General features: G+C 64.0%; 25 protein-coding genes and 1 pseudogene. 9 read left to right on the top strand and 17 right to left on the bottom strand.

What is annotated here, in order from left to right; translation table 11 throughout:
* Positions 1 to 76: 76 nt before the first annotated feature.
* From K0M74_RS07350 to K0M74_RS07385, 8 genes are all read right to left on the bottom strand, one after another.
* Complete coding sequence (locus K0M74_RS07350) at positions 77 to 637, bottom strand: peroxiredoxin (RefSeq protein ID WP_088441040.1); 561 nt, start codon at positions 635 to 637, stop codon at positions 77 to 79.
* Positions 638 to 740: 103 nt separating this feature from the next.
* Positions 741 to 1490 (bottom strand): alpha/beta hydrolase, encoded by a 750-nt coding sequence (locus K0M74_RS07355; protein ID WP_293969881.1) that lies wholly within the window; start codon positions 1488 to 1490, stop codon positions 741 to 743.
* A 106-nt stretch (positions 1491 to 1596) separates the two neighbouring features.
* Positions 1597 to 2538, bottom strand: a complete 942-nt coding sequence (gene mltG / locus K0M74_RS07360) for an endolytic transglycosylase MltG (protein WP_293969884.1) — start codon at positions 2536 to 2538, stop codon at positions 1597 to 1599.
* 223 nt (positions 2539 to 2761) lie between these two features.
* On the bottom strand, positions 2762 to 4018 hold the full coding sequence (gene fabF, locus K0M74_RS07365; RefSeq protein WP_293969887.1) for a beta-ketoacyl-ACP synthase II: 1257 nt from the start codon (positions 4016 to 4018) through the stop codon (positions 2762 to 2764).
* A 185-nt stretch (positions 4019 to 4203) separates the two neighbouring features.
* A complete protein-coding gene (locus K0M74_RS07370) occupies positions 4204 to 4440 on the bottom strand; it encodes an acyl carrier protein (protein ID WP_003039428.1) in 237 nt (78 codons plus the stop codon).
* Between the two features lie 44 nt (positions 4441 to 4484).
* The gene (locus tag K0M74_RS07375; protein WP_293969890.1) at positions 4485 to 5657 is read right to left on the bottom strand and encodes a serine hydrolase; all 1173 of its coding nucleotides are present in this window, start codon (positions 5655 to 5657) and stop codon (positions 4485 to 4487) included.
* Between the two features lie 31 nt (positions 5658 to 5688).
* Positions 5689 to 7443: a tetratricopeptide repeat protein gene (locus tag K0M74_RS07380; RefSeq protein WP_293969893.1), complete on the bottom strand. Its 1755-nt coding sequence runs from the start codon at positions 7441 to 7443 to the stop codon at positions 5689 to 5691.
* Between the two features lie 372 nt (positions 7444 to 7815).
* Positions 7816 to 8067 carry a hypothetical protein gene (locus tag K0M74_RS07385; protein WP_293969896.1) on the bottom strand — a complete coding sequence of 84 codons (252 nt, stop codon included), beginning with the start codon at positions 8065 to 8067 and terminating at the stop codon, positions 7816 to 7818.
* A gap of 149 nt (positions 8068 to 8216) precedes the next feature.
* On the opposite strand from K0M74_RS07385, the gene K0M74_RS07390 reads away from it, so the two are divergent.
* Positions 8217 to 8402, top strand: coding sequence for a hypothetical protein (locus K0M74_RS07390; protein ID WP_293969899.1), 186 nt, complete (start codon positions 8217 to 8219; stop codon positions 8400 to 8402).
* Between the two features lie 25 nt (positions 8403 to 8427).
* Here the strand turns inward: K0M74_RS07390 and K0M74_RS07395 are convergent, their stop codons facing one another.
* Positions 8428 to 8826: a VOC family protein gene (locus K0M74_RS07395; RefSeq protein ID WP_293969901.1), complete on the bottom strand. Its 399-nt coding sequence runs from the start codon at positions 8824 to 8826 to the stop codon at positions 8428 to 8430.
* Positions 8827 to 8931: 105 nt separating this feature from the next.
* Positions 8932 to 9444: a DUF3617 domain-containing protein gene (locus tag K0M74_RS07400; protein ID WP_293969903.1), complete on the bottom strand. Its 513-nt coding sequence runs from the start codon at positions 9442 to 9444 to the stop codon at positions 8932 to 8934.
* A gap of 88 nt (positions 9445 to 9532) precedes the next feature.
* Between K0M74_RS07400 and uvrB the strand changes: the two genes are divergently transcribed.
* From uvrB to K0M74_RS07415, 3 genes and pseudogenes are all read left to right on the top strand, one after another.
* Entirely contained in the window at positions 9533 to 11719 is a 2187-nt protein-coding gene (gene uvrB, locus K0M74_RS07405; RefSeq protein ID WP_293969905.1) for an excinuclease ABC subunit UvrB, read from the top strand.
* A gap of 157 nt (positions 11720 to 11876) precedes the next feature.
* Positions 11877 to 12125: pseudogene (locus tag K0M74_RS07410) on the top strand (addiction module antidote protein); the annotation flags it as partial.
* A 97-nt stretch (positions 12126 to 12222) separates the two neighbouring features.
* Positions 12223 to 13728: a peptidase S10 gene (locus tag K0M74_RS07415; protein WP_293969907.1), complete on the top strand. Its 1506-nt coding sequence runs from the start codon at positions 12223 to 12225 to the stop codon at positions 13726 to 13728.
* Positions 13729 to 13836: 108 nt separating this feature from the next.
* Here K0M74_RS07415 and K0M74_RS07420 read toward each other — a convergent pair whose 3' ends face one another.
* Entirely contained in the window at positions 13837 to 14274 is a 438-nt protein-coding gene (locus K0M74_RS07420) for a hypothetical protein (protein WP_293969909.1), read from the bottom strand.
* 164 nt (positions 14275 to 14438) lie between these two features.
* Between K0M74_RS07420 and K0M74_RS07425 the strand changes: the two genes are divergently transcribed.
* Complete coding sequence (locus K0M74_RS07425; RefSeq protein ID WP_293969912.1) at positions 14439 to 15137, top strand: NRDE family protein; 699 nt, start codon at positions 14439 to 14441, stop codon at positions 15135 to 15137.
* Between the two features lie 101 nt (positions 15138 to 15238).
* On the opposite strand, the gene infC is transcribed toward K0M74_RS07425, so the two are convergent.
* Positions 15239 to 15760 carry a translation initiation factor IF-3 gene (infC, locus tag K0M74_RS07430; protein ID WP_088441052.1) on the bottom strand — a complete coding sequence of 174 codons (522 nt, stop codon included), beginning with the start codon at positions 15758 to 15760 and terminating at the stop codon, positions 15239 to 15241.
* Positions 15761 to 15939: 179 nt separating this feature from the next.
* Positions 15940 to 17154, bottom strand: coding sequence for a penicillin-binding protein activator (locus K0M74_RS07435; protein ID WP_366932640.1), 1215 nt, complete (start codon positions 17152 to 17154; stop codon positions 15940 to 15942).
* Between K0M74_RS07435 and rsmI the strand changes: the two genes are divergently transcribed.
* From rsmI to K0M74_RS07455, 4 genes are read left to right on the top strand one after another with little or no spacing between them, the layout of a single operon-like run.
* Positions 17138 to 17998, top strand: coding sequence for a 16S rRNA (cytidine(1402)-2'-O)-methyltransferase (gene rsmI, locus K0M74_RS07440; protein ID WP_293969916.1), 861 nt, complete (start codon positions 17138 to 17140; stop codon positions 17996 to 17998). The two genes, K0M74_RS07435 and rsmI, sit on opposite strands and share 17 nt — an antisense overlap.
* The gene (locus K0M74_RS07445) at positions 17995 to 18345 is read left to right on the top strand and encodes a YraN family protein (RefSeq protein WP_293969919.1); all 351 of its coding nucleotides are present in this window, start codon (positions 17995 to 17997) and stop codon (positions 18343 to 18345) included. Before rsmI ends, K0M74_RS07445 begins: the two co-directional genes overlap by 4 nt.
* Before the next feature lie 10 nt (positions 18346 to 18355).
* A complete protein-coding gene (gene gshB / locus K0M74_RS07450; protein ID WP_293969922.1) occupies positions 18356 to 19306 on the top strand; it encodes a glutathione synthase in 951 nt (316 codons plus the stop codon).
* A gap of 24 nt (positions 19307 to 19330) precedes the next feature.
* Positions 19331 to 19936 (top strand): DedA family protein, encoded by a 606-nt coding sequence (locus tag K0M74_RS07455; protein WP_293969925.1) that lies wholly within the window; start codon positions 19331 to 19333, stop codon positions 19934 to 19936.
* Here the strand turns inward: K0M74_RS07455 and K0M74_RS07460 are convergent.
* From K0M74_RS07460 to rph, 4 genes are all read right to left on the bottom strand, one after another.
* On the bottom strand, positions 19933 to 20823 hold the full coding sequence (locus K0M74_RS07460; protein ID WP_293969928.1) for a tyrosine recombinase XerC: 891 nt from the start codon (positions 20821 to 20823) through the stop codon (positions 19933 to 19935). The genes K0M74_RS07455 and K0M74_RS07460 overlap by 4 nt on opposite strands.
* A gap of 105 nt (positions 20824 to 20928) precedes the next feature.
* Positions 20929 to 22074 carry a radical SAM family heme chaperone HemW gene (gene hemW, locus K0M74_RS07465; RefSeq protein ID WP_293969931.1) on the bottom strand — a complete coding sequence of 382 codons (1146 nt, stop codon included), beginning with the start codon at positions 22072 to 22074 and terminating at the stop codon, positions 20929 to 20931.
* Positions 22075 to 22201: 127 nt separating this feature from the next.
* A complete protein-coding gene (rdgB, locus tag K0M74_RS07470) occupies positions 22202 to 22843 on the bottom strand; it encodes an RdgB/HAM1 family non-canonical purine NTP pyrophosphatase (RefSeq protein WP_293969934.1) in 642 nt (213 codons plus the stop codon).
* Between the two features lie 97 nt (positions 22844 to 22940).
* The gene (rph, locus tag K0M74_RS07475; RefSeq protein ID WP_293969937.1) at positions 22941 to 23657 is read right to left on the bottom strand and encodes a ribonuclease PH; all 717 of its coding nucleotides are present in this window, start codon (positions 23655 to 23657) and stop codon (positions 22941 to 22943) included.
* Positions 23658 to 23688: the final 31 nt, after the last annotated feature.

Raw genomic sequence — 23688 nt, forward strand, 5'->3', positions numbered from 1 at the left:
CATCGTCGCGGTCACGATGATGGGTGCGGCGCCAGCGGCCCGGATGGGAGGGGGAATGGCCGGGCCGCTAATTGTGTCAGGCCGCCTGTGCCAGCTTGCCCTGATACGGGTTCGCCTTCACCCATTCGAGCGCCTTTTCGGGGGTCGATTCGACATAGGGATCGGTATCCGCGCCGACATCGTTGATGCCGGGCTCGACGAACATCTGGACCACGACGCCGTCGTCGACGATCGCGGTGTAGCGCCAGCTGCGCATGCCGAAGCCGACGTGATCCTTGTTGATCAGCATGCCCATGCGGCGCGTGAAGGCGCCCGAGCCGTCGGGGACCATCTTGACGTTCTGGACGCCCAGGCTCTTGCCCCAGTTGTACATCACGAACGCGTCGTTGACGCTGATGCAATGGATATCGGCGACGCCTTCGGCGGCGAAATCGCCATAGAGGCGCTCGAAACCGGGGCACTGTTCGTTCGAGCAGGTCGGGGTGTATGCGCCCGGCAGGCCGAACAGGATGTGGCGACCGGTGCCAAAGGCTTCGCCGGTGTCAACGTCCTGCCAGCGGAACGGGTTCGGGCCGTCGAGGGCCTCATCGCGGACGCGCGTCTTGAGGGTCACGGCGGGAACGGGTTGATTGATCATGGGAGAGAATCCTTTCTGTGGGATTTTTGTGCGGCGCACCAAAAGCAGACCGGCGGACGCAGGTCAAATCGAGTTGGCCGCTTATATTGATTGAGTCAGGCGATCAGAGCGAAGACCAGAAGCGATGAAGTGCCGCCGCGACCTCTGCGGGTCGCTCGGCGATCGCCCAATGCCCTGCCCCGTCGATGACGGTTAGCGGAATGCCGGTGTTTGCGCTGAAGCGCTGCGCGACCGACAGTTGCACATATGGGTCGTCGGCGCCCCAGATCAACGCCCCCTGCGCGGGCAATTTGTCGATATCGCGCGCCCAGTCATGCTCGAAACTCAGCCCCTTCGCCGAGCGATAAAGTTTCAGGATCGCGCGGCGCTTGTCCTTGTTCCGCCACTGCTCGGCCTCTTCGGACGCGATGTCAGCGGGCATGCCTTGCGCGGCAAGCCCCTCAGCGAGCTTAGCTGGTTTGCTGAGCACCATGAAGATTTCGCCGAGAATCGGGGTGTTCCAGATGCGTGCGACGCGGTGGCCGCGATAGTCGGGATCGATCACCGCGTTCGAGATCACCCAACTGCGCAAGAGATCGGGACGCAGCATCGCGACGCGCTGCGCGATCAAGGCGCCCCAGTCGTGGCCAATGATGTCGATCGGTCCGTGCGCCGCGAACAAAGCCTCGGCTTGCTCGATCGCCCAGTCGGAATAGGCCTCCTTGGTCGCCGGGAAGCCCGCAGGCAACGGCGCGGTGAAGCCGGGCAGCGCCGGAACCGCGACCGGCGTGTCGCCCAGGTCGAGCGCGGCGAGCAGCGGGCGCCAGATCGCCGGGCTGTCAGGGACGCCGTGGATGAAGAGTTTGGCGGTCATATCGTCTCTCCGTCGCCCTCGCGAAGGCGGGGGCCGCTATCGAGGTTGCGCTACGCTGACAGCGGCCCCCACCTTCGCGGGAGCGACGATCAGGAGTTTCGGCGCTCTACTCCATCTCGCCGCGTTCGCGGCGTAGCTGATACCATTTCTGCACATTGGCATTATGTTCGGACAGCGTCCGCGCAAAGATATGGCCGCCGTCGCCTTTCGCGACAAAGAACAGATAATCGGTCGGTTCAGGGTCGAGCACCGCGGCGATCGATGCCTTGCCGGGGTTAGCAATCGGCCCCTTGGGCAGGCCGATCATGCTGTAGGTGTTGTAATCATTCACCGCCTGAATTTCGGAGCGCAGGATGCGGCGGCCGAGCGGTTTGCCCTTGGTGAGCGGGTAGATGATCGTCGGGTCGGCTTGCAGTTTCATGCCGACCGCGAGCCGGTTGGTATAGACCCCGGCGACAGTGCGGCGTTCGGCGGGAACGCCGGTTTCCTTTTCGACGATCGAGGCGAGCGTGATCGCTTCGTTGCGATCCTTGGCCGCCGTACGCGGGGTGCGCTTGGCCCACAGCTCGTTGAACGCCTTGTCCATCGCCGCCTGCATGCGTTTGACGACCGCGGCGCGGCTTTCGCCGGTGGTGAAGGCGTAGCTGTCGGGCAGGATGCTGCCCTCAGGTGGCACGGGGATTTCGCCGGTCAGCCGCTTTTCGGCCATCAGCCGGTCCCACACCATGATCGACGGCATGCCTTCGGGGATCATCACGAGCCGCTGGATCGTTTTGCCCGATTGGAACAACGCGAGGATGTCGCCTGCGTCCATCCCCTTTTCGATCTTATATTCGCCGGGTTTGATCGGGTCGTCGGAGGCGAAGAAGCGCGCTTCGTTGCGGAAGCTGGAGGCGGAGACCGCACCGGCCTTTTCGAGGATTTCGCCGGCCTTGGCGATGCTCGCGCCCTGTGGGATCACGACGACCGTTTCCTGTGGCGCGCCGCCCGAGCAAGCTGCCAGCAGCGCGGCCAGAATGGCGATCGTCAGCCAGCGAAACGAATGCACCTGATTCTCCCAATCTTGTCCTTAAAGCGACAAAAGATACGCATGTGCGCGTTCAAAATATCTCCTTTGTCGCTTTAAGCCAGCGGCAGCGACAGGGATGATAGAGCATGGCGGCGAAATGCAGGAAAGAGGTTTTAGTTCGTCATTGCGAGCGAAGCGAAGCAATCCAGAGCGGCTTGTCACACCCTGGATTGCTTCGCTCTGCTCGCAATGACGAGCGCTTTTAGATCGCCTTCACGATCACGCTGGCATTGGTGCCGCCAAAGCCGAAGCTGTTGTTCAGCGCCGCCTTCACCGGGCGCTTCTTCGCGGTGTGCGGGACGAGGTCGACGCCCTCGGTGCCTTCATCCGGATTGTCGAGGTTGAGCGTCGGGGGGACGATCTGGTCGCGGATCGCGAGGATGCAGAAGATCGTCTCGACTGCCCCGGCACCGCCGAGCAGGTGGCCGATCGCCGATTTGGTCGAGCTCATCGACACGTCGCCGATCGCGTTGCCGAACAGCCGCTTGACAGCGCCAAGCTCGATCGTGTCGGCCATCGTCGAGGTGCCGTGGGCGTTGATATAATCGATGTCCGACGGGGTCATTCCCGCCTTTTTCAGTGCCATTTCCATCGAGCGGAACGCGCCCGACCCTTCGGGGTGCGGCGCGGTGACGTGATAGGCGTCGCCCGAAAGGCCGTAACCGACGACTTCGGCATAGATTTTGGCGCCGCGCGCCTTGGCATGTTCATATTCCTCGAGCACCACGACGCCCGCGCCTTCGCCCATGACGAACCCGTCGCGGTCCTTGTCATAGGGGCGGCTCGCCGCTTCGGGGCGGTCGTTATAGCTCATGTTGAGCGCGCGCGCCTGCGCGAAGCCCGCGATACCGATCGGACAGATGGTCGCCTCGGCGCCGCCCGCCAGCATGATGTCGGCATCGTCGTCGCGGATCATCCGCGCCGCATCGCCGATCGAATGCGCGCCGGTCGAACAGGCGGTGACGACCGCGTGGTTCGGTCCCATCAGCCCATATTTGATGCTGACCTGGCCCGAGATCAGGTTGATCAGGCGGCCGTGGACGAAGTGCGGACTGACCCGGCCGGGACCCTTTTCGGCGAGCAACAGGCTTTCGCTTTCGATGCCCGGCAGGCCGCCGATGCCCGAGCCGATCGAACAACCCGCGCGAAGCTTTTGTGCCTCGGTCATGTCCTCGAGACCCGCATCCTCGATCGCCTGCCCCGCTGCATCGATGCCGTAGATGATGAACGGGTCGACCTGGCGCTGCACCTTGTGGTCGACGCGCTGGCCGGGGTCGAAACCATATTCATGGTCCGGTCCCTTGACCTCGCACGCGATCGTGCATTTATAGTCGGAGGCGTCGAAATGGGTGATCTGACCCGCGCCCGATTTGCCCGCGAGCAGATTGGCCCAAGTGGTTTCCACGTCGGCGCCCAGCGGCGTCACCAAACCCAATCCCGTCACGACAACGCGGCGCATAGTCATTCCTTTCGTCGGTCCCTGCCCCGGCAGGTTCCCGCATTACATCTGTTGAGCACGCTTCTAACGAGCGCTGGACCATAAAAAAAGCTTCCCGGCCCCTGCACGCAAGCGCTCGGGACCGGGAAGCCGGAAACGCGTGGGCAGCGTCGCCGCCACGTCCGGCGATGCCGGACCGGGCCGCTTTAGCCCTTGTTCGCTTCGATATAGTCGATCGCGTCCTTGACGGTGGCGATCTTTTCCGCCGCATCATCGGGGATTTCGACGCCAAATTCTTCTTCGAATGCCATCACCAGTTCGACAATGTCGAGGCTGTCGGCGCCCAGATCATCGATGAAGCTCGCTTCTTCGGTGACCTTGTCGGCTTCGACGCCCAGATGTTCGACAACGATCTTCTTAACCTTTTCGGCCGAATCGCTCATGCGCTATTCCTTTTCTGACTAAGCCGTGAATGTTGGAAATTGCCCTAGTGTCCGTGGAAGGGACTGGCAAGAGGGCTGGTATCGACCAGTTCCTCCTCCGCCGCGCTATAGGCGGAACGCCTCCCCTTCTGTCCGTCCGGCACCTGTGTCACGAAATAGGCAGTGCCGGTGCCTGCTTCAAGATCGTACCACAGCCCCGATCGCAATCCATAGGCATCGCCAGAGTGGCCCAGCCGCCGCCGTCCGTCGCCGAAAAGGTCATCGCGGCACCCCGGCCCGGTCGCCGCGCCGCTGCCCGTGCTGTGCATCGCGGCGCCATATTCGCAGAAAAAGCCGCCGGTCCCCTCGCCCGTCGACGGGCGGACCGGGGTCATGGCTTCCAGCCGAGCGAGGCTGTCGGCGGTCAGGAAACCATCGCCGCGACGTAGCAGCATGACCCCAATCCGCGCCAACCCGTTCGCCGAAATGCGCAGGCCGCCTTGCGGACTGAAGCCCGCGCCATGGCGGGCGAGCCGGTAGGTGCCGAGGTTGCAGCTGCCGTCGGTCGCCGGAACGACAGGACAGGCTGGGCGAACGCCCTTCATGTCGTCGCGGACGACCGAGCCGTCGGCACCGTACAGCACCACCGCGCGCGCCACCGCGGCGTCGCTGCAGGTCGGCCAGTTGAAACAGGCGTCGATCCCCAGCGGGCGCAGCACAAGCCGAGCCATCGCCCGATCGAACCGGTCATCCGCCGCGCCTTCGATCGCCGCGGCGACGACCGGATAGTTGAGATTGGCATAAACGAAAACGCCGCCCGGCGCGCGCGGTGCGTCCCATGCCGCCGGGTTCTGAAGCGCCGCTTCCAGATCGGCACCCAGCGGCAGCGCATAATCGACCCGATCTGCGAGCCCGGAGCGATGCCCCAGCAGCTGTGCAAGCGTGATCGCCTGATCGGGATAGACGGGATGGCGAAGTCGCCAGCCAAGGTAGTCCGAGACGTCACGGTCGAGATCGAGCCGCCCTTGCTCGACCAGCCGCAGCACGCCGAGCGCGACGACGAGTTTCGACACCGATGCAATGCGGACCGGGTCATCCGCCGTCAGTGCGCGTTCGTTCGCCCGGTCGGCCTGCCCCACGACCACGCGCGTTTCGACCGTCCCGTCGCGGTCGAAATCGACCACCACCGCAGCGGGCGGGGACGGCGCAGAGGCGAGCAAGGCGATGGCGAGCAGCATCGGTCCGTTCTGCTTGGCACGTTTCAGCGCGTCAAGGCGCGGGCTTGGCGGGAACGACCCCCGAATCGCGCAGCGCCGCCGACGCCCGCTGGATCACTGCTGGCGTGATCATAAACCGACCGAGCACCGTTTCAGGCGAAGCGTTCGCTGGTTGACGGGTATATGCGAGCAGACGGCGCCATTCCGCTTGTCCCGCCGCCACATCGCCCTGACGGGCCAGCACAATGGCGCGGACCATCAAAAATTGGGGTTCCATCGTGCTGGGCGATGGCATCTGGCCGAGCACCGCGCTCGCTTCAGCTTGCTCGCCGCGCTGCGACAGGATGAATGCGAGCGTGACCGCTGGGACACCGGGAGAGGAATCGTCGAGCGCCAGTGACCGACGGAGCAGCGCTTCCCCGGCCTCGGCCTGCCCGCAGGTGATTTTGAACAACCCCAGAAAACCCGCCATGTCCGGATCATAGGGATTCAGCCGCAATGCCGCTTCGCCCATCGTGTTGCCGCGCTGGCAATCACCCGCATAAAAATTGGCGCGAGACATTGCGAACAGCCCTGCCGATGAGCTGGGACTGCTCTCATACGCCCGCAAGGCCAGCGACCGCGCCTCGTCAAAAGCTTCGCGGCCCGCCGGCGTCATGCGCTGCGGCTGCCAGTCACCAAAGCGCAGCAGCGACAAGGCGGCGAGAGCCACCGGGTCGCGGTCATTCTGTTTCAATGTCGCCCGCAGGCAGGCTTCGACCTGCCGGGCATAGGGCATATTGCGCATCTGGCGAAGGCGGTTGAATTGCGCGAGACAAGGATAGCCGGGGGAGAAACGTTCTGGCTCGCGCTGCACCTGATCGCGCACGATCACCCCATAGTCCCCCGCAATCTGAGCGATGCTTGGCTCCATGGCAGCGATATTGGGCATATTATCGTCGGCGACCCGCACCTGCTGCGACCAGATCGCGCGCTGGTCACCCACCCGATTGAGCACCAGCGTAACCTCGCCCGCTCCCTGCTGGTTGACGACCATCGACACGTCGAGACGGTAATCCGCGGACCGTGATGTCGCAGCGCCGGGCGCCTTTGCGCTCAACAGGTCGATTAACGCGAAGCGCCGTACTCCATCGCGCAGCTTGCTGTCGATCGCGCGCGCAAGGGCGCGCGAGTTGGGCCTGTTTCCCGAAACTGGTTCGCTGACTTCGAGCGTGGCCACCGGAACGGACGTGCCGACGAACAGGCGATCGGGGCCGCTGCGCAGCGTCCACAGCGCAAACAGCGCCAGCGCGACCAGCACAAAGGCAATGATCCAGCGACCGTAGCGCGGCGGCGTGCCGCGAGCCGCAGTGCCCGGTACGCGCGGCGACCCAGCCTGGTCGCCGCCGGGAGCAGTCTTGACGTCACCCTCTCCGTTTCGCCCGTCGAGCGAACGTTCGGGCGGCGCGACGCGGTGCTGGACGACCACCTCGTAACTTCCCTGCGGCACGCGCAGCCGGTGAATCCACGGGGTGTCGGCATAGTAGCGATCAAGTAGCGTCCGCAGGCGGCCAACCATGACGCGCGGATAGCTATCGACGGCCGGATCAAAATCGGCACTGCGGCCCAAAGCTTCGGTCGCGATGGCGTAAGCCTTGGGTGAACTGCGCCCGCCGCGCAACCGGTGCTCGACCAGGAACTGCAGCAAACGCGACAGCACCGGCGAGCGGACAAACAGCGGCGATTCGAGCAGCCGCTCCAGCTCCTCCGCAATTATCCGGTCGTTTCCGCCGGCCGCTTGCGTATCATTCGCTTTCGCGTGGTCCATGCTACCCTCAATTGCCCACAACGAGCGCTGCGGTAGATACGCCAATCAATTATCGCGACCAGCCATTGTTACTCCCACGTAACGGTAACAGGAAGGACCGTTGCCATAGCAGAAGAGCGACGAGACGCCAATCTGGAACGATGAATCGAGAAACCAGGTAAAGAAAGGGTTATCAACCGGCAACATCAAGGCATGTGACCCCTTGTAACTGCCAAATGTCGGATATCCTGCCATCATTACATCGTCGCGCCCTTCCTACATCGGTGCGACATTGAGGCCGAAAGGCGAAGCGTGCGAGCTGGTCCCTGGCATTCTTCATTATCCTCCGGTTTCAGTTCAAGACTTCGCCGGACGGGATGACAGCCCCACCTGTCACCTGTCCGGCAAGTCGATAGGCAGCGCTCTTCGCGGCCAAAGGCGCCCGATCAGGGCGGCGATCAGGATTGTTCCGAACAATATGCCGACGACCCGCTTTTCAGGTTCGTCGCCGAAGGCACGACCCGCATAGCTGACGGTGAAAATGAACCAGACATAATAGATACCGACGGTATGAAGGCGCCGCCACCGGCGGCCGAGCCGTCGTTGCCAGCCGTCGGTCGACGTGAACGCCATCACATAGATCATGACATAGGCCAGCCCGCCGCCGATCAGCGACTGCCAGCTTCGCCCCGGCGCATAGACGATGACGTTGACCGCCAGCGCCGCGAGATGGACCGTGTGGGCGAGCGCAAAGCCCAGCCCCCATTGCCGCCGCCGCTTGAGCAGCGCCCCCCGTGATGCCCCCGGGCCAGCGGCGCATGAGCGTCGAGGCCAAAAATGCGATCAGGAACAGCGGCAGCGCGGCGCGCGCCGTCCATCGCGCCGCCAGCCCGGCACGCTCGGCGGCATCGGCGCCCGCGATCAGTCCCGCTGTAACCGCCAGCAAGCCGGCGAACAGGCCGACCAGCAACGGCGCCTAGCGACGGCCGAGCCGAGCCGTCAAGGTCAGGCCGGACCGATCCGAAAGGCGCAGAGCTTGTTGCCGTCGAGATCGCGGAAATAAGCGGCGTAAAACGCCTGATCACCGTCGTCGCCGCGAACGCCCGGCGGCCCTTCGCATGTGCCGCCGAGCTCGATGGCCTTGGCATGCAGCCCGTTCACTTTGGCGCGCTCATCGACGATGATCGCCGCCATATGCCCGTTCCCGGCGTGCATCGGCTGGCCGTCATAGGGCCGCGTCACGGCGATGCCGGGCTGGCCCCAGCTGGCCGCATAGAGGGTAAAGCCATTATCTTCATCGGACATCCGCATCAATTCGCTGGCGCCGATCGTCCCGAGCAGCGCGGCGTAAAAATCGCGCGCGCGGTCGATGTCGTCGGTTCCCATCGTCACATAACCCAGCATCGTCAATCTCCTTTCCCGTCGATACGACTCACGTCGATACGACGTCGATATGATAAGGGCGCCAGCTCTGCTGACGCCCCGATCGATTGGCAATTACCCCGCGGTTCAGGTCGTCGCCGGTGCCTTGCACGGGCCGGTGTGGGTGCTGATCATCTGCATGACCATTTCCATATCGCCGCCGGTCGGCACCTTGCCCTTGGTCGTGATCGTCACGTCGCTTTTCTTGGCCGCCATGGTGCCTGTCATCGCCATGTCGACCGTCTGGCCATTGGCAGTACAGGTGCCGGCGATGTCGATCGTGCCGCCCGCAATGTCCTTTTTCGCCCAGGTGCATTCGCCACCATTGCCCGGACCTTTGGCGAGTTCGGCGGCGATATCTTCCTTGTCGACCTGTTCCTGAGTCAGGCACTGGTCCATACCGCTGGCGCCTTCCATCATCTTTGTCATGCCGTCCTTCATTTCGGGGGGCATGCCGGGGACTTCGAATTTCACCAGCTTGACGTCGGTTTTCCAGTTGCCGGCCTCGCGCTTCACCGCACCGCCAGCATTTTCGCTTTTGCCGCAGCCCGACACCGCCAGGAGCGTGCCGACGGCTGCAATCGTCAAAATCTTTTTCATTCCCTGTCTCCTGTGACTAGCCGCTGCCTGCTCTGTGGCGGACTCATTGCGATTGTGGACCCGCCCCATCGATACCATATTGGCAGTAATGGCAATTCAGATTCGTACATCGCTCGATGAAATCGACACGGCGGAGGGCTATGTCCCGCACCGTCCCGCGCGCCCCGACAAGGTCGAAGGCGGCAAGCGTTTTGAACTGGTTAGCGACTATGAGCCCGCGGGCGATCAACCCACCGCGATCCGCGAACTGGTCGATACCGCGCTGACCGGCGAACGCGACCAGGTGCTGCTCGGCGTCACCGGATCGGGCAAGACCTTTACGATGGCCAAGATGATCGAGGCGTTGCAGCGTCCCGCGCTGATCCTCGCCCCGAACAAGATCCTCGCGGCGCAATTATATGGCGAGTTCAAGAGCTTCTTTCCGAACAATGCGGTCGAATATTTTGTCAGCTATTACGACTATTACCAGCCCGAGGCCTATGTGCCGCGCTCGGACACCTATATCGAGAAGGAAAGCTCGGTAAACGAGGCGATCGACCGCATGCGCCATTCGGCGACGCGCGCTTTGCTTGAACGCGACGATGTGATCATCGTGGCGTCGGTATCGTGCCTGTACGGTATCGGGTCGGTCGAGACTTATTCGGCGATGATCTTCGATTTGAAGAAGGGTCAGGTTGCCGACAATCGCGAAATCATCCGCAAGCTCGTCGCGCTTCAGTACAAGCGCAACGATCAGGCGTTCGCCCGCGGCAATTTCCGGGTGCGCGGCGACAATCTCGAAATCTTCCCGTCGCATTATGAGGATATGGCGTGGCGGATCAGCTTCTTCGGCGACGAGATCGAGGAAATCACCGAATTCGACCCGCTGACCGGCAAGAAGATCGCGACGCTCAACCATGTCCGCATCTATGCCAACTCGCACTATGTGACACCGGGACCGACGCTCAAACAGGCGAGCGAAGCGATCCGGCATGAGCTGACCGAGCGGCTGAAGGAGCTGGAGACCGAGGGCCGGTTGCTCGAAGCGCAGCGGCTCGAACAGCGTACCAATTTCGATCTCGAAATGATCGCCGCGACGGGCAGCTGCGCGGGGATCGAGAATTACAGCCGCTTCCTGACCGGCCGCCTGCCCGGCGAACCGCCGCCGACCCTGTTCGAATATCTGCCCGACAATGCGCTGCTCTTCGTCGATGAAAGCCACCAGACGATCCCGCAGATCGGCGCGATGTCGAAGGGGGATCATCGCCGCAAGATCACGCTCGCAGAATATGGCTTCCGCCTGCCGAGCTGCATCGACAACCGGCCGCTGCGCTTTGCCGAATGGGACATGATGCGACCGCAGACGGTCAGCGTGTCGGCGACCCCCGGCACATGGGAAATGGACCGCACGCAGGGCGTGTTCGCCGAACAGGTGATCCGTCCCACCGGGCTGATCGACCCGCCGGTCGAGATCAAGCCGGTCGAGGAGCAGGTCGACGACCTGATCGTCGAGGCGAAGAAGACCGCCGCCGCGGGATACCGCACGCTGGTGACGACGCTGACCAAGCGCATGGCCGAAGATCTGACCGAATTCCTTCACGAAGCGGGGATGAAGGTGCGCTATATGCACAGCGACATCGAGACGCTGGAGCGTATCGAGATCATCCGCGACTTGCGGCTGGGCGTGTTCGACGTGCTGATCGGGATCAACCTGCTGCGCGAGGGGCTCGACATTCCCGAATGCGGGCTGGTCGCAATCCTCGACGCCGACAAGGAGGGGTTCCTGCGCAGCGAAACGTCGCTGGTGCAGACGATCGGCCGCGCCGCGCGCAACGTCGACGGCCGCGTCATCCTCTACGCCGACCGCATCACCGGCAGCATGGAACGCGCGATGCGCGAAACCGACCGCCGCCGCGAAAAGCAGCGCGCCTACAACGAAGAACATGGCATCACCCCGACGACGATCAAACGCAACATCGGCGACATCATTGCGCACGTCGCTTCGAAGGACGGCGTCGTCATCGACATCGGCGAGGACAAGCCGGCGCACATGGTCGGTCATAACCTGCGCGCCTACATCCAGGATCTGGAGAAACGGATGCGCGATGCGGCGGCGGACCTGGAATTCGAGGAAGCCGGCCGGCTGCGCGACGAAATCCGCAAGCTGGAAGCCGACGAGTTGGGGCTGCCCGCGGGCGAACAGGTTGCGCCGCGTGTCGGGCGCTCGAACGAGGGCAAGCCCGGCACGCGCAAGGGTCGGTTCGGGAAGCAGAGTAAGACGAAGTGGGGGCGATGATCGCGTTCATTTTGGACATAACCTCGGCATCCCCAGCTAGCTGACGGCGGGCGGTGACAAAGACAGCCAAACGAGCGATGTCGTGCGTGCCAAAGCTTTGGCGAAGGAGTTATTCGGTGGGAACGAGAACGATCCCCTTTGATCCAGCCGATATTACTCGTCGGAAGCCAACGTCGTTGACTGGCTGAAAATCTGGATGAAGGACGGTTGGCCCGAAGAAATCGCTAGCGCTATTGGAGACATCGCGCGGTCGAAGGGTATGAGCGAAATAGCCCGCAAGGCAGGACTGGGACGGAAGGCGCTGTACAATGCTCTCTCGGAACAGGGCAATCCTACGCTAGAGGCGTTGATGTCTGTTCTGAATGCGCTGGGTCTGCAACTCACCGTGCAACGCAAAGCCGCGTAAAACCCCTTCGACGAAACCCCGCCTGTTACCGACAAGTAGCCTTGCCCCCTCCCCACGTGCTGCATAGGGTTCGCGCGCAATCGGGGAGAAAATACTTATGAAATCGGGTCTTTCGCTTATCGTGTTGGCGCTTGCCGCTGCCGCGCCTTCCATCCTCTACGCGCAGGACAAACCTGCCGATAAGGCGAAGGCCGAAAAGCCCGCCGACTACGAACCGCAGATCCGCACCACCAAACTGTCGGGTACCTTCGGCGGCCAGCGGATCAACTATGCCGCGACGATTGGCGAGACGATCATCAAGAACAAGGACGGCGTTGCCGAGGTTGCGGTCGTTACCACATCCTATGTCAAGGAACCGCGCGACCCCAGCCGCCCCGTGACTTTCCTGTTCAACGGCGGCCCCGGCTCCGGCACCGTGTGGTTGATGATGGGGGCGTTCGGGCCAAAGCGCGTTGCGATCCCCGGCACCGGGGTCGACGATGGCGCGCCGCCCTACCCCATCGTCGACAATCCCGACGCGTTGATGGACGTCACCGATGTGGTGTTCATCGACCCGCCCGGCACCGGTTTTTCGCACCTGATCGGCAAGGCCGACCCCAAGGAATATTATGGGGTGACGCAGGACGCGAAGCTGGTAGCCGAGGTCATCCGCCGCTGGCTGAACGACAATGGCCGCTGGAACAGCCCCAAATATCTGGGCGGTGAAAGCTATGGCACAACGCGCTCGGCGGCGGTCGCCAACCAGTTGATGAACGCGACCTACAACGACGTTGCGCTGAACGGCATTATCCTGATCTCGACCGTGCTCGATTTTGCCGCGGGATCGGACACCGCGGGCAACGAGCTGTCGTTCATCACCAACCTGCCGTCGATGGCGGTCACCGCGCTCTATCATGGCAAGGCGACCGGCACCTCGCCCGAAGCCTTTGCCGAAGAAGCGCGGCAATGGGCGATCGGCTCCTATGCGTCGGCGCTGCTCAAGGGGCAGAAATTGCGGGGCGAGGAACGCACCGCGATCCGCCGCGAGCTCGCGCGCTTCACCGGCCTGTCGGAAACCTATCTCGACAACGCCGACCTGCGCGTCACCCCCGGCCGCTTCTACAAGGAATTGCTGCGCGATCGCGGGCTGACCGTTGGCCGTCTCGACAGCCGCTACACCGGCAAGGATTATGACAGCGCGGGTGAGGAGCCCGACAACGACCCCAGCTTTTATGGCATCGACGCGAGCTATACCGCGGCGATCAACAGCTGGAGCCGCGACGGGCTGGGGTTCAAGACCGACCGCGAATATCAGTCGATCGGCAGCATCGGCGGCCAGTGGGACTGGCGCATCGGCGGCCGCGACACCAACGCCTACCTCAACGTCACGCCCTATATCGGGCAGGCGCTGCGCGAAAATTCGGGGCTGAAAGTGCTCGTCGCCCAGGGCTATTATGATTTCGCCACGCCGTTTTTCGCCGCCGAATATGCTTTGTCGCGGACCGGCATCCCGCAGGACCGGATCAGCTACACCTATTATGGCGCGGGCCACATGATGTATATCCGCGACGAGGATCGCAGCAAATTGTCGGCGGATATTCGCGCGTTTATTCGGGCGCGGTAGCGCCGGGTCCAGGTTCGGCTATCGACCGATTGGCGACTTTTTTATCCTCCCTGTCGCGGAGCGATGGGGAGGTGGCAGCGCCGTTCTCCATCCCCGACGCCGCTAGATTCAGCGCAGCACGCCCTTCGCCACCTGCGCGCGCGCGTACAGGAACAGCGCGATCACAATCACCCAGATCACCGCGGTGAAAATCATCGGGAACGTCCCGAACATGCGTTCGAGCTCGCCATAATGCATGCCGAACTGATAGACGCTGCTGATCGCGAGCCCGACTAACGACAGCAGGAAGGCGGTCACCGCGTGGCGGCTCCGCGCGAGGAGTAGTATGGAACCCAGCACCGACCCCCACACGCCCAGCGCCCAGCCAACATTGGCCCACAACGGAAAACTGTAGAAATAGGCCTGCTGCTCGGCGGTGAAGGCGGCCATATAGTCGGGATTTTTGAGCTTGGTCATCACATAATCGAACGCGCCGAACGCATTCCACAACAGCGATACGATGCCGACCACCCACAGATGCCACGGCGTTTTTCCAGCTTCGGTCATAATCATCTCCCTCCCCAGACAGATGGCGCGAGCCTAACAGCTTTTGCCGCAACGGCAACCGCGCTGCAGTAATCATATAACACACCTGCGGAGCTTACGAAACAAGATGCGCCTAGGTTGCCAAAACGCTTGGCAAGCCCGGTGGAGATCGCGATAGCCGCATCATGTGCGTCGTCGCCCTCGCCTGGCAGGTTCATGCCGACTGGCCGCTGATACTGATCGGCAACCGCGACGAGTTTCACGCCCGGCCTAGCGCGGCGCTGGCGGCGTGGGACGATGGCAGCGGCATCGCGGCGGGGCGTGATTTGTTGGCGGGAGGCACTTGGCTTGGCGCGCATCCGGCGAGCGGCCGGATCGTCGTGGTGACCAACGTCCGCGGCGCGCTGCCCGATCCGGCCAAGGAATCTCGCGGGGCGCTGGTGGTCGATTTGTTGCGTGGCGACGGGCGTTTTGCCGACCCAGCAGAGTATGATCTCGATCGTTTTAACGCGTTCAATTTGTTTGCGATGGGCGACGGCAAGGCGCGGTTGCTGACCAATCGGCCACGGCCTCAGATCACTCCGCTAAACCCCGGCATCCACGCGCTCGCCAACGAACCCGTCGACAGCCCTTGCCCGCGCGCCGAGCGCCTGCGCACCGCGGTGGCGGCGGTGGTCGACTCCCGAACGGACCCCCAAGGCCTGCTCGACACATTGACCGCTGAGGGCGATCCGGCGCTGTTCCTGAGCGGCGACGTCTATGGCACCCGCGCGTCAACGCTGGTTGCGGTGGCAGCGGATGGGAGCGGGCAGATCATCGAACGCCGATACGAAGCGGGCGGCCGCCCCGTTGGAACGACCGCCCTGCAATTTTGTATCGGCTGAAAATACCGTCGCCCCCCGAAGGCGGGGGCTGCTAGCGGCCTACTCCTGCTTCGCTGCGTAAACCGACAGCTGCCCCCGCCTACGCGGGGGCGATGAAGTAGCTATTTCGGCGCGATGACCATCAGCATCTGGCGGCCTTCGGTGCGCGGATGCGCCTCGACCTTTGCGATTTCCGACGTCAGTTCGGCGACGCGCTGCAGCACGTTGAGGCCGAGCTGGGTATGGCTCATTTCGCGGCCGCGGAAACGCATGGTCATCTTGACCTTGTCGCCTTCACCCAAAAAGTCAAAAACCTTGCGCATTTTCACATCGAAATCATGATCGTCGATATTCGGACGCATCTTGATCTCTTTGATTTCCTGCGTCTTCTGGCTCTTGCGCGCCAGGTTCGCCTTTTTCTGGGCTTCGTATTTGAACTTGCCCACATCGAGGAATTTGCACACCGGGGGATCGGCGTTCGGGGACACTTCGACCAGGTCCATGCCCACGGAAGCGGCCTGCTCGATCGCTTCGGCGGTCAGCATCACGCCCAGATTTTCGCCTTCCTCGTCGATCACGCGGACCTTCGGAGAAGCGATGAATTCATTGTATCGCGGGCCGTTTTTCGGCGGCATCGGCGCCATCGGGCGGCGAGTCGTGGGCGGTGGTATAGCTGTATCTCCTGATCGTTGACGGGTGACGTGCGGAATCAGCGCGATATGCGCACGCTATGCCCATATAGTGAACGCGCGCGCGCCGTAAAGGCCGCGCGTGGCATCGCGGTGACGCTTTTCGACCGACTGTGGCAGTCAGGCCACGCCGATCACCATTTGGTCGGCGCGGGATCGACGACGCGGAAACCGCCGGCGCCAATCTCGCTGACCTCCAGCGCGCGCTGGGCGATGCCGCGATTGTTGAAGCGGAAAATGCCGTCGATGCCGCCAAAACCGTCCGCCGCAAGCAGCTTGTTCACCGGAAAGCTCGTCCCGGGTTTCCAGTCGCGCGAAATGCGAACGGTCAGCAACACCGAGTCATAGCCCAGGCTGGAAAGCCGATAGGGCGCTCGGCCGAAACGGGTGCGGTATTTGGTCGCGAGCTGGCCATAGAGGCCGTCCGACACGCTGGCGAACCACGACCCACGCATCACCGCGCTGGTGCCGAGTGACGCGTCGGTGTTCCACAATTCGGTGCCGAGGATCTGGGTCTGCCCGCTCCCCTTGATCACCGGCACCGCGCGGATTGCATTGCCGCCGCTGTCGGCGATCAGGACCGCATCGATCGCGCCGGCATTGGCAATCCGCCGTGCTGCGCCGGTCAGCGCGGTGGCGCTGCGGTCATAGCTTTCGACCGCGACCAGCGTCCCGCCCGCCGCACTCACTGCGGAACGAAAGGCGGCTCCCGAACGATCGCCATAGACATTCTTGGGCACCAGCGCGCCAAAGCGCTGATGCCCCTTGCCGCGCGCAAAGGCGACGACGCGTTCGACCGACTGACCGGGAACAAAGCCCATGATGAAGACGCCGTTGCCCGCGACGCTGCTGTCGTTCGAGAAGCTGAGCACGGGCACCTTTGCGTCGCGCGCGATCGGCGCGACCGCGGTGACATCTTCACTGAGCAGCGGACCGAGGATCAGCCGGTTGCCGTCGGCCACCGCCTGCCGCGCCGCTGCCGCCGCGCCGAGCGCGGTATCATAAGTCGTGATGCGAACACGCTCGGTACGCGAATCGAGCAAGGCCAGCGTCGTCGCATTAGCGATTGCGGTGCCGACATCGGCGTTGGGTCCGGTCTGCGGTACCAGCAGCGCGACGCGGTGGCGGTCGGTGTCGGTGGGCAGCCCGGGGCCGACATTGTCGGTCGGGGTTTCGGGCGGCGGCGGTGTCGCCGGTCCACCGGTTTTCGGGACGACCTGACACGCGGCGAGCAACCCCGCCATCGCCACTGCACCGAGTCCGCGCAGCATCTGCCGCCGCGGCGACGCATATGCTTGGCGCTCGGCAGCAGTTTCTGCCATTTTCGGCGTCATGCCAGATTCGACCATCTCAAATTCTCCCTTGCCCGGTCTCTATATCGTCGCGACACCCATCGGCAACCTCGGCGACATCACCGCACGCGCCGGGGCGATGCTGGCACGCGCCGACCTGATCGCGGCAGAGGATACCCGGGTGACCGCCAAGCTGTTGTCGCATCTGGGTTTGCGCGTACCGATGACCCCTTATCACGATCACAGCGACGAACGGACGCGCGCGGCGCTGGTGGCGCGTATGGCCGACGAAGTTGTCGTTTTGGTATCTGACGCGGGCACCCCGCTGATATCGGACCCCGGTTACAAGCTGGTTCGGGACGCGCGCGCCGCCGGGCGGCACGTCGCCACCCTGCCCGGCCCCTGCGCCGCGATCGCGGCGATCACCCTGTCGGGGCTGCCCAGCGACCGGTTTCTGTTTGCCGGGTTTCTGCCGTCAAAAACCAAGGCCCGCGCTGACATGCTCGCCGAGTTTGCCGGACTGCGTGCCACGCTGGTGTTCTACGAGAGCGGACCGCGTCTTGCCTCGGCGCTCGCCGCGATGGCCGAGGGGCTCGGCAACCGCCAGGCGGCCGTCGCGCGCGAGATCAGCAAGATGTTCGAGGAATGCGTCACCGGGACGTTGACCGAACTCGCCGCCCGCTATGCCGACGCGCCGCCCAAGGGCGAGATCGTCGTCGTGGTCGGCCCGCCGGGCGAAGCCGCGATCGAACAGGCCGACGACGCGACGCTCGACACCGCGCTGCGCGAGGCGATGGCCGACAAGCCGGTTGCACAAGCCGCGAAAGCGGTCGCCAAGCGCTTCGGCCTTAATCGCCACGACATTTATGCCCGCGCCCTGACGCTGAAGGATGCCGATTGAAGCGCACCGCCGCCGAAGCCCGCGGCCGCAAGGCAGAGCGCCGCGCGGCATGGTGGCTGCGCCTCCACGGCTGGCGCATCTTGGGCGCGCGACTGCGCGTCGCGGCGGGCGAAGTCGGCCAGGTCGCAGGGCGCGGCCGCATAGTCGCTTTCATCGAGGTGACTTGGCGCGAGCGGCCCGAAGACCTCGATCTGGCGGGCGATCAATATCGTCTGCGCCGTGTCGCGGCGGCGGCAGAAATGCTCGGCTCACGCTTTGCCCGACCGCAGGACGACATCCGCATCGACGTGATGCGCCTTGCGCCCGGGCGCCTGCCACGCCATCTGGTCCACGTCTGGCAACCCTGAGGAATATCGAATGACCCTGCGCGCCGCAGTGCAAATGGACCCGATGGATGGCATCAACATCGGAGGCGACAGCAGCTTTGCCCTGATGCTGAAGGCCCTCGAACGCGGGTACACCCTCTATCATTACGACGTCCGCGGGCTGACGTGGGAGGCCGGGCGGCTGACGACGAAGGCGCACCGCGTGCTCGACGTCAAGCGCGAGGCGGAGGCGCACTATAGTTTCGGTGACGAGGTCACCCTTGATCTTGGCCGCGACGTCGATGTCGTGCTGATGCGGCAGGATCCGCCCTTCGACCTCGGTTACCTGACCGGCACGTGGCTGCTCGAGCGGATCGCCAATGAGACGCTCGTGGTCAACGACCCAGTCTCAGTCCGCAACGCGCCCGAAAAAGTCTTCGTCCTCGACTTCCCCGAATATATGCCGCCGACGATGGTCACCCGCGACCTCGACGCGGTGAAGGATTTTCAGGCGCGCCACGGCGCCGTTGTGATCAAGCCGCTGCATGGCAATGGCGGCAAGGCGGTGTTCCGCATCGACGCCGACGGCAGCAATTTGGGCGCGCTGGTCGAGCTGTTCGGTCAGGTGTGGCCCGAACCCTTCATGGTCCAGCAGTTCCTGCCCAGCGTGTCGCAGGGCGACAAACGCATCGTGCTGATCGACGGCGAGGTTGCTGGCGCGATCAACCGCAAGCCCGGCGAAGGCGAATTCCGCTCCAACCTGGCGGTCGGAGGCTATGCCGAAGCCGCGACGCTGACCCCGCGCGAACAGGAAATCTGCGACGTTCTAGGGCCGCAGTTGCGCGAGCGCGGCCTGGTCTTTGTCGGCATCGACGTGATCGGCGGCGAATGGCTGACCGAAATCAACGTCACCTCGCCGACCGGCATCGTCGCGATCGACCGCTTCAACAACAGCGATACGGCGGGCATGATCTGGGACGCGATCGTTCGACGGATCGGCTGACGCACTCCGCGCGTTACACCCGCCATGACCGATTTCATCCTGACCCTGATCCAGAGCTGGGGCTATATGGGGATATTCATCCTCATGTTCCTCGAAAATGTGTTCCCGCCGATCCCCTCCGAAGTCATCATGGGCCTCGGCGGCATTGCTGTCGCCAAGGGCCATTTCGATTTCTGGACCCTCGTCGCGGTCGCGGTGGCGGGCACGACCGTCGGCAATTGGGTGTGGTACGGGATCGGGCGCTGGATCGGCTATCAGCGGCTCAAGCCCTTTATCGACCGCCACGGTCGCTGGCTGACGCTCGACTGGGCCGAGGTGGAAAAGCTGCACAACTGGTTTCTGAAATATGGCCCCGGCATCGTCTTCGTTGCGCGCTTCATGCCCGTCGCGCGCACGATGGTGTCGTTGCCCGCGGGCATGGTGAAGATGAACCAGGCAAAATTCCTGCTGTGGACCGCGGCGGGATCGACGATCTGGATCAGCGCGCTCGCCGGGGCGGGCAACTGGTTCGGCGGCAGGTTCGCCAATCTGGATGCGTTCGTCGGTCCGGTGGCGCTGGTTGCGATCGGGTCGCTGGTGCTGCTGTATCTCTATCGCGTGGTCACTTGGAAGCCGACGCAGGCTGACTAAGCCCGCGGGTGCGCGCTGCGATAAATGTCGAGCAGGTGCGCGGCATCAACCGCGGTGTACACCTGCGTTGAAGCGAGGCTCGCGTGGCCGAGCAATTCCTGCAAGCTGCGCAAATCGGCGCCGCCCGCCAGCAGATGCGTCGCGAAGCTGTGGCGCAGGGCGTGCGGCGTCGTGCGTTCGGACAGCCCCAGCGCGCGCCGCGCCGTCCGAACGCTGGCGCGCACGACGCCGGGCGCCAGCGGCCCGCCCCGCGCGCCAAGGAACAACGGTGTGTCCTTCGCGATCGGATAGGGGCAGGCTTCGACATAGCGCGTAACGGCGCCTGCCACCGCAGGGAGGATCGGCACGATGCGGACCTTGTTCCGTTTGCCGGTGACGCGCAGCGTCTCGCCCAGCGGCAGCGCAGCGCCGGTCAAGCTCAAGGCTTCCCCGATGCGGAGCCCCGCGCCATAGAGCAGCAGCAGCAACGCGAAATCGCGGGCGCCAGTCCAGCCCTGCCGGGCATTATCCTCGACATCCTGCGCCAGCGCGAGCGCTTCGGTGGGCGAGACGGGGCGCGGCAGCCCCTTCTTGACCCGCGGCCCGCGCAACGGCGGCACGCTCGCGCCCGAGCCGCCGACGAAGCGCAGGAAGCTGCGCAGCGCCGAAAGCTCGCGCGCTGCCGACACATTGCCCAGCCCCTGGGCACGGCGGTCGGCGAGATAGGCGCGCAGGTCGTTGGGGGTCAGTTTCGCCAGCATCAGGCCATCGACGGCGCCACCGCGGTGCTCCGACAGGAAGGCATAGAAGCGTCCGGCGGTGGCGATATAGGCGCGACGCGTATGCTTCGACCGGCGCTTTTCATACGCCAGATGGGCATCCCAATCGCGGATCAAATCGAGGCTCACTCAAAATCCCATGCGTGCTGAGCTTGTCGAAGCACTGCTCTTCGCTCGACGGTGAAGGAAAAACGGTCCTTCGACAAGCTCAGGACAAACAGAGCATGGGTAGCCTTAACCCGTCCGGACCACCGCGGAAAGGATCGAGTCGAGCAGCAATATGCCCTCATCGGTCACTGTCAGTTGGTCGCCCTCCAGCGTCATCAGTGCCTGATCGGCCAACCGTGCTACCGCATTGGCATCGACAAACGCCTCGCGCCCCAAACCACTCCGCATCTCGATCCGCGCCAGATCGACGCCCTCGGTCAGCCGCAACCCCATCAACATCGCCTCGGTTGCTCGTTCGTGCGCCGGCAGGTCGGCTTCGACCTTCAGCCCGTGGCCGTTGCGCGCCACCGCCGTGATGAAATTCTCGGGCTTCTTGTGGCGCTCGGTCGCCTGTCCCAATCGCCGCCCATGCGCGCCGGGACCGACGCCGGCATAATCGGCGTAGCGCCAGTAAGCGAGGTTGTGGCGGCTCTCCTGGCCGACGTGGGCATGGTTCGACACTTCGTAGCGCGGCAGGCCCGCGGCGACTGTCATCGCCTGCGTCACGTCGAACAGGTCGGCGGCGGCGTCGCCATCGGGGATGGTGAGGTCGCCCTTGGCTGCGAGTGTTGCAAAGCGGGTGCCGGGCTCAATGGTGAGTTGGTATAGCGAGAGATGCTCGGTGCCGAACGCCAGCGCGCCCGCCAATTCGCTTTCCCACGCCGCCAGCGTCTGGCCGGGGCGCGCATAGATCAGGTCGAAGCTGACGCGCGCGAAATGCTCCTGCGCCGTCGCAATGGCGCGCCGCGCCTCGTCCTCGCTGTGCGCGCGGCCCAAGAATTCAAGCACTTTGGTATCGAAGCTCTGAACCCCGATCGAGACGCGATTCACCCCGGCGACGGCGAGGTCGGCGAAATTGGCGACCTCGACCGAGTTGGGGTTGGCCTCCAATGTGATCTCGACATCATCGGTCAAGCCCCATTCGGCCGCCGCTGCCGCAATCACCGCCGCGACCGTGGTAGGAGGCATCAGGCTGGGCGTACCACCGCCGAAAAAGATCGACCCGACCGAGCGATCCGGCAGCAACGCCGCCTCATGACGCAAATCGGCGAGCAGGGCATCGCGCCATACCGCCTGATCGACGCTCTCGCGGACATGGCTGTTGAAGTCGCAATAGGGGCATTTCGACACGCAAAACGGCCAATGGACATAAAGTGCGAGCGGTTCGGCCATGGGCGAGGGTATAAGCTCAACTCGATAAAATAGCACGTCGCCCCCGCGAAGGCGCGGGCCGCTATCGGTTTTAATGGCGACGAAGGGCAAAACCTCCCCCGGTCCCGCCTTCGCGGGGGCGACAGATTCAAAACACGCCCGCCACCAGCTTCGCAAATGCATCCGCGCGGTGGCTGATCGCGTGCTTCTCCGCCGGATCGATTTCCGCGTAAGTCAGCGACTTACCGGTCGGAACAAACACCGGATCATAACCAAAGCCCAGCAACCCGCGCGGCGGCCAGGTCAGGCTGCCTTGCGCGCGGCCCTCGAACACTTCGGCATGGCCATCGGGCCATGCCAGCGCGAGAGTACAGACGAAGCAGGCGCTGCGGTCGACGTCCGGCCCCTGCTCGGCGAGCAGTCCTTCGACCTTGCCCATCGCCATATACCAGTCGCGGCCCGCCCATGGCTTACCCGGCTCGCCTTCGAAGGCCTGCCGTTCGGCCCAGTCTGCGGTGTAAACGCCCGGGCGCCCGCCCAGCGCGGCAACTTCCAGCCCGCTGTCGTCGGCAAGCGCAGGAAGCCCCGCCGCCGACGCGCTCGCATGGGCCTTCAGCAACGCATTGTCGCGGAACGTCGTCCCCGTCTCCTCGGGCTCGGGCAGGCCGAGGTCGCCCGCCGACACCGGTTCGATGCCATAGGGTTCGAGCAACGCCCGAATCTCGCGCACCTTGCCCGCATTATGGCTGGCGATGACGAGTTTGCCGGGGTTGAGTTTTCGACGCGACATCAACCTGCCCTATCTTTCGTCATGCCGGACTTGATCCGGCAGCCAGTCCAGCGACGGCGGCGTGGACCCCCGGATCAGGTCGGGGTGACAACGTTTATTACCGCCCCGTCGCCTTGTCCTGCGCCGCGAAAATCTCGGTGCAGCCGATGCGCGCCAGCCGCAGCAACCGCAGCAGGCCTTCCTCGTCATAGGTCGCGCCCTCGGCGCTCGCCTGCACTTCGACGATCTGGCCGCGGCCGGTCAACACGAAATTGCCGTCGGCCTCCGCGACCGAATCCTCGTCATAATCGAGGTCGAGCACCGGGGTGCCGTTGTAGATGCCGCACGAAATCGCGCCGACCTTGTCGACGATCGGATCCTCGGCAATTGTCTTGGCTTCGAGCAGCGTGTCGACCGCCAGCCGCAGCGCGACCCATGCGCCCGAAATCGACGCGGTGCGGGTGCCGCCGTCGGCTTGGATCACGTCGCAATCGATGACGATCTGGCGCTCGCCGAGCTTCTTCATATCGACCACGGCGCGCAGGCTGCGCCCAATAAGACGCTGAATTTCCTGCGTCCGCCCCGACTGCTTGCCCTTCGCTGCTTCGCGGCTGCCGCGGGTGTGCGTCGCGCGGGGCAGCATGCCATATTCGGCGGTCACCCACCCCTGCCCCTTGCCGCGCAGGAACGGCGGCACCTTTTCATCGACGCTGGCTGTCACCAGCACCTTGGTATTGCCAAAGCTGACGAGCACGCTGCCCTCGGCATGGATGGTGAAGGCGGTTTCGATGGCGATGGGGCGCATCTGATCGGGGGCGCGGCCGGATGGGCGCATGGGGGATTCTCCTGTGAATGTGTGCGGCGCG

Origin of the sequence: Sphingopyxis sp. (assembly GCF_019459305.1) — a bacterium.
Lineage (GTDB): Bacteria > Pseudomonadota > Alphaproteobacteria > Sphingomonadales > Sphingomonadaceae > Sphingopyxis.

What these genes read in the sequence shown, in the direction of transcription:
- fabF (WP_293969887.1), bottom strand. Translation starts at nt 4,018, where the DNA reads ATGCGCCGCGTTGTCGTGACGGGATTGGGTTTGGTGACGCCGCTGGGC.
- hemW (WP_293969931.1), bottom strand. Translation starts at nt 22,074, where the DNA reads ATGGCCGAACCGCTCGCACTTTATGTCCATTGGCCGTTTTGCGTGTCG.
- K0M74_RS07420 (WP_293969909.1), bottom strand. Translation starts at nt 14,274, where the DNA reads ATGACCGAAGCTGGAAAAACGCCGTGGCATCTGTGGGTGGTCGGCATC.
- K0M74_RS07375 (WP_293969890.1), bottom strand. Translation starts at nt 5,657, where the DNA reads ATGCTGCTCGCCATCGCCTTGCTCGCCTCTGCGCCGTCCCCGCCCGCT.
- K0M74_RS07370 (WP_003039428.1), bottom strand. Translation starts at nt 4,440, where the DNA reads ATGAGCGATTCGGCCGAAAAGGTTAAGAAGATCGTTGTCGAACATCTG.
- rdgB (WP_293969934.1), bottom strand. Translation starts at nt 22,843, where the DNA reads ATGTCGCGTCGAAAACTCAACCCCGGCAAACTCGTCATCGCCAGCCAT.
- uvrB (WP_293969905.1), top strand. Translation starts at nt 9,533, where the DNA reads ATGGCAATTCAGATTCGTACATCGCTCGATGAAATCGACACGGCGGAG.
- K0M74_RS07350 (WP_088441040.1), bottom strand. Translation starts at nt 637, where the DNA reads ATGATCAATCAACCCGTTCCCGCCGTGACCCTCAAGACGCGCGTCCGC.
- K0M74_RS07380 (WP_293969893.1), bottom strand. Translation starts at nt 7,443, where the DNA reads ATGGACCACGCGAAAGCGAATGATACGCAAGCGGCCGGCGGAAACGAC.
- K0M74_RS07415 (WP_293969907.1), top strand. Translation starts at nt 12,223, where the DNA reads ATGAAATCGGGTCTTTCGCTTATCGTGTTGGCGCTTGCCGCTGCCGCG.
- K0M74_RS07400 (WP_293969903.1), bottom strand. Translation starts at nt 9,444, where the DNA reads ATGAAAAAGATTTTGACGATTGCAGCCGTCGGCACGCTCCTGGCGGTG.
- gshB (WP_293969922.1), top strand. Translation starts at nt 18,356, where the DNA reads ATGACCCTGCGCGCCGCAGTGCAAATGGACCCGATGGATGGCATCAAC.
- K0M74_RS07385 (WP_293969896.1), bottom strand. Translation starts at nt 8,067, where the DNA reads ATGATCTATGTGATGGCGTTCACGTCGACCGACGGCTGGCAACGACGG.
- infC (WP_088441052.1), bottom strand. Translation starts at nt 15,760, where the DNA reads ATGGCGCCGATGCCGCCGAAAAACGGCCCGCGATACAATGAATTCATC.
- K0M74_RS07425 (WP_293969912.1), top strand. Translation starts at nt 14,439, where the DNA reads ATGTGCGTCGTCGCCCTCGCCTGGCAGGTTCATGCCGACTGGCCGCTG.
- K0M74_RS07395 (WP_293969901.1), bottom strand. Translation starts at nt 8,826, where the DNA reads ATGCTGGGTTATGTGACGATGGGAACCGACGACATCGACCGCGCGCGC.
- K0M74_RS07455 (WP_293969925.1), top strand. Translation starts at nt 19,331, where the DNA reads ATGACCGATTTCATCCTGACCCTGATCCAGAGCTGGGGCTATATGGGG.
- K0M74_RS07355 (WP_293969881.1), bottom strand. Translation starts at nt 1,490, where the DNA reads ATGACCGCCAAACTCTTCATCCACGGCGTCCCTGACAGCCCGGCGATC.
- K0M74_RS07435 (WP_366932640.1), bottom strand. Translation starts at nt 17,154, where the DNA reads ATGGTCGAATCTGGCATGACGCCGAAAATGGCAGAAACTGCTGCCGAG.
- rph (WP_293969937.1), bottom strand. Translation starts at nt 23,657, where the DNA reads ATGCGCCCATCCGGCCGCGCCCCCGATCAGATGCGCCCCATCGCCATC.
- rsmI (WP_293969916.1), top strand. Translation starts at nt 17,138, where the DNA reads ATGCCAGATTCGACCATCTCAAATTCTCCCTTGCCCGGTCTCTATATC.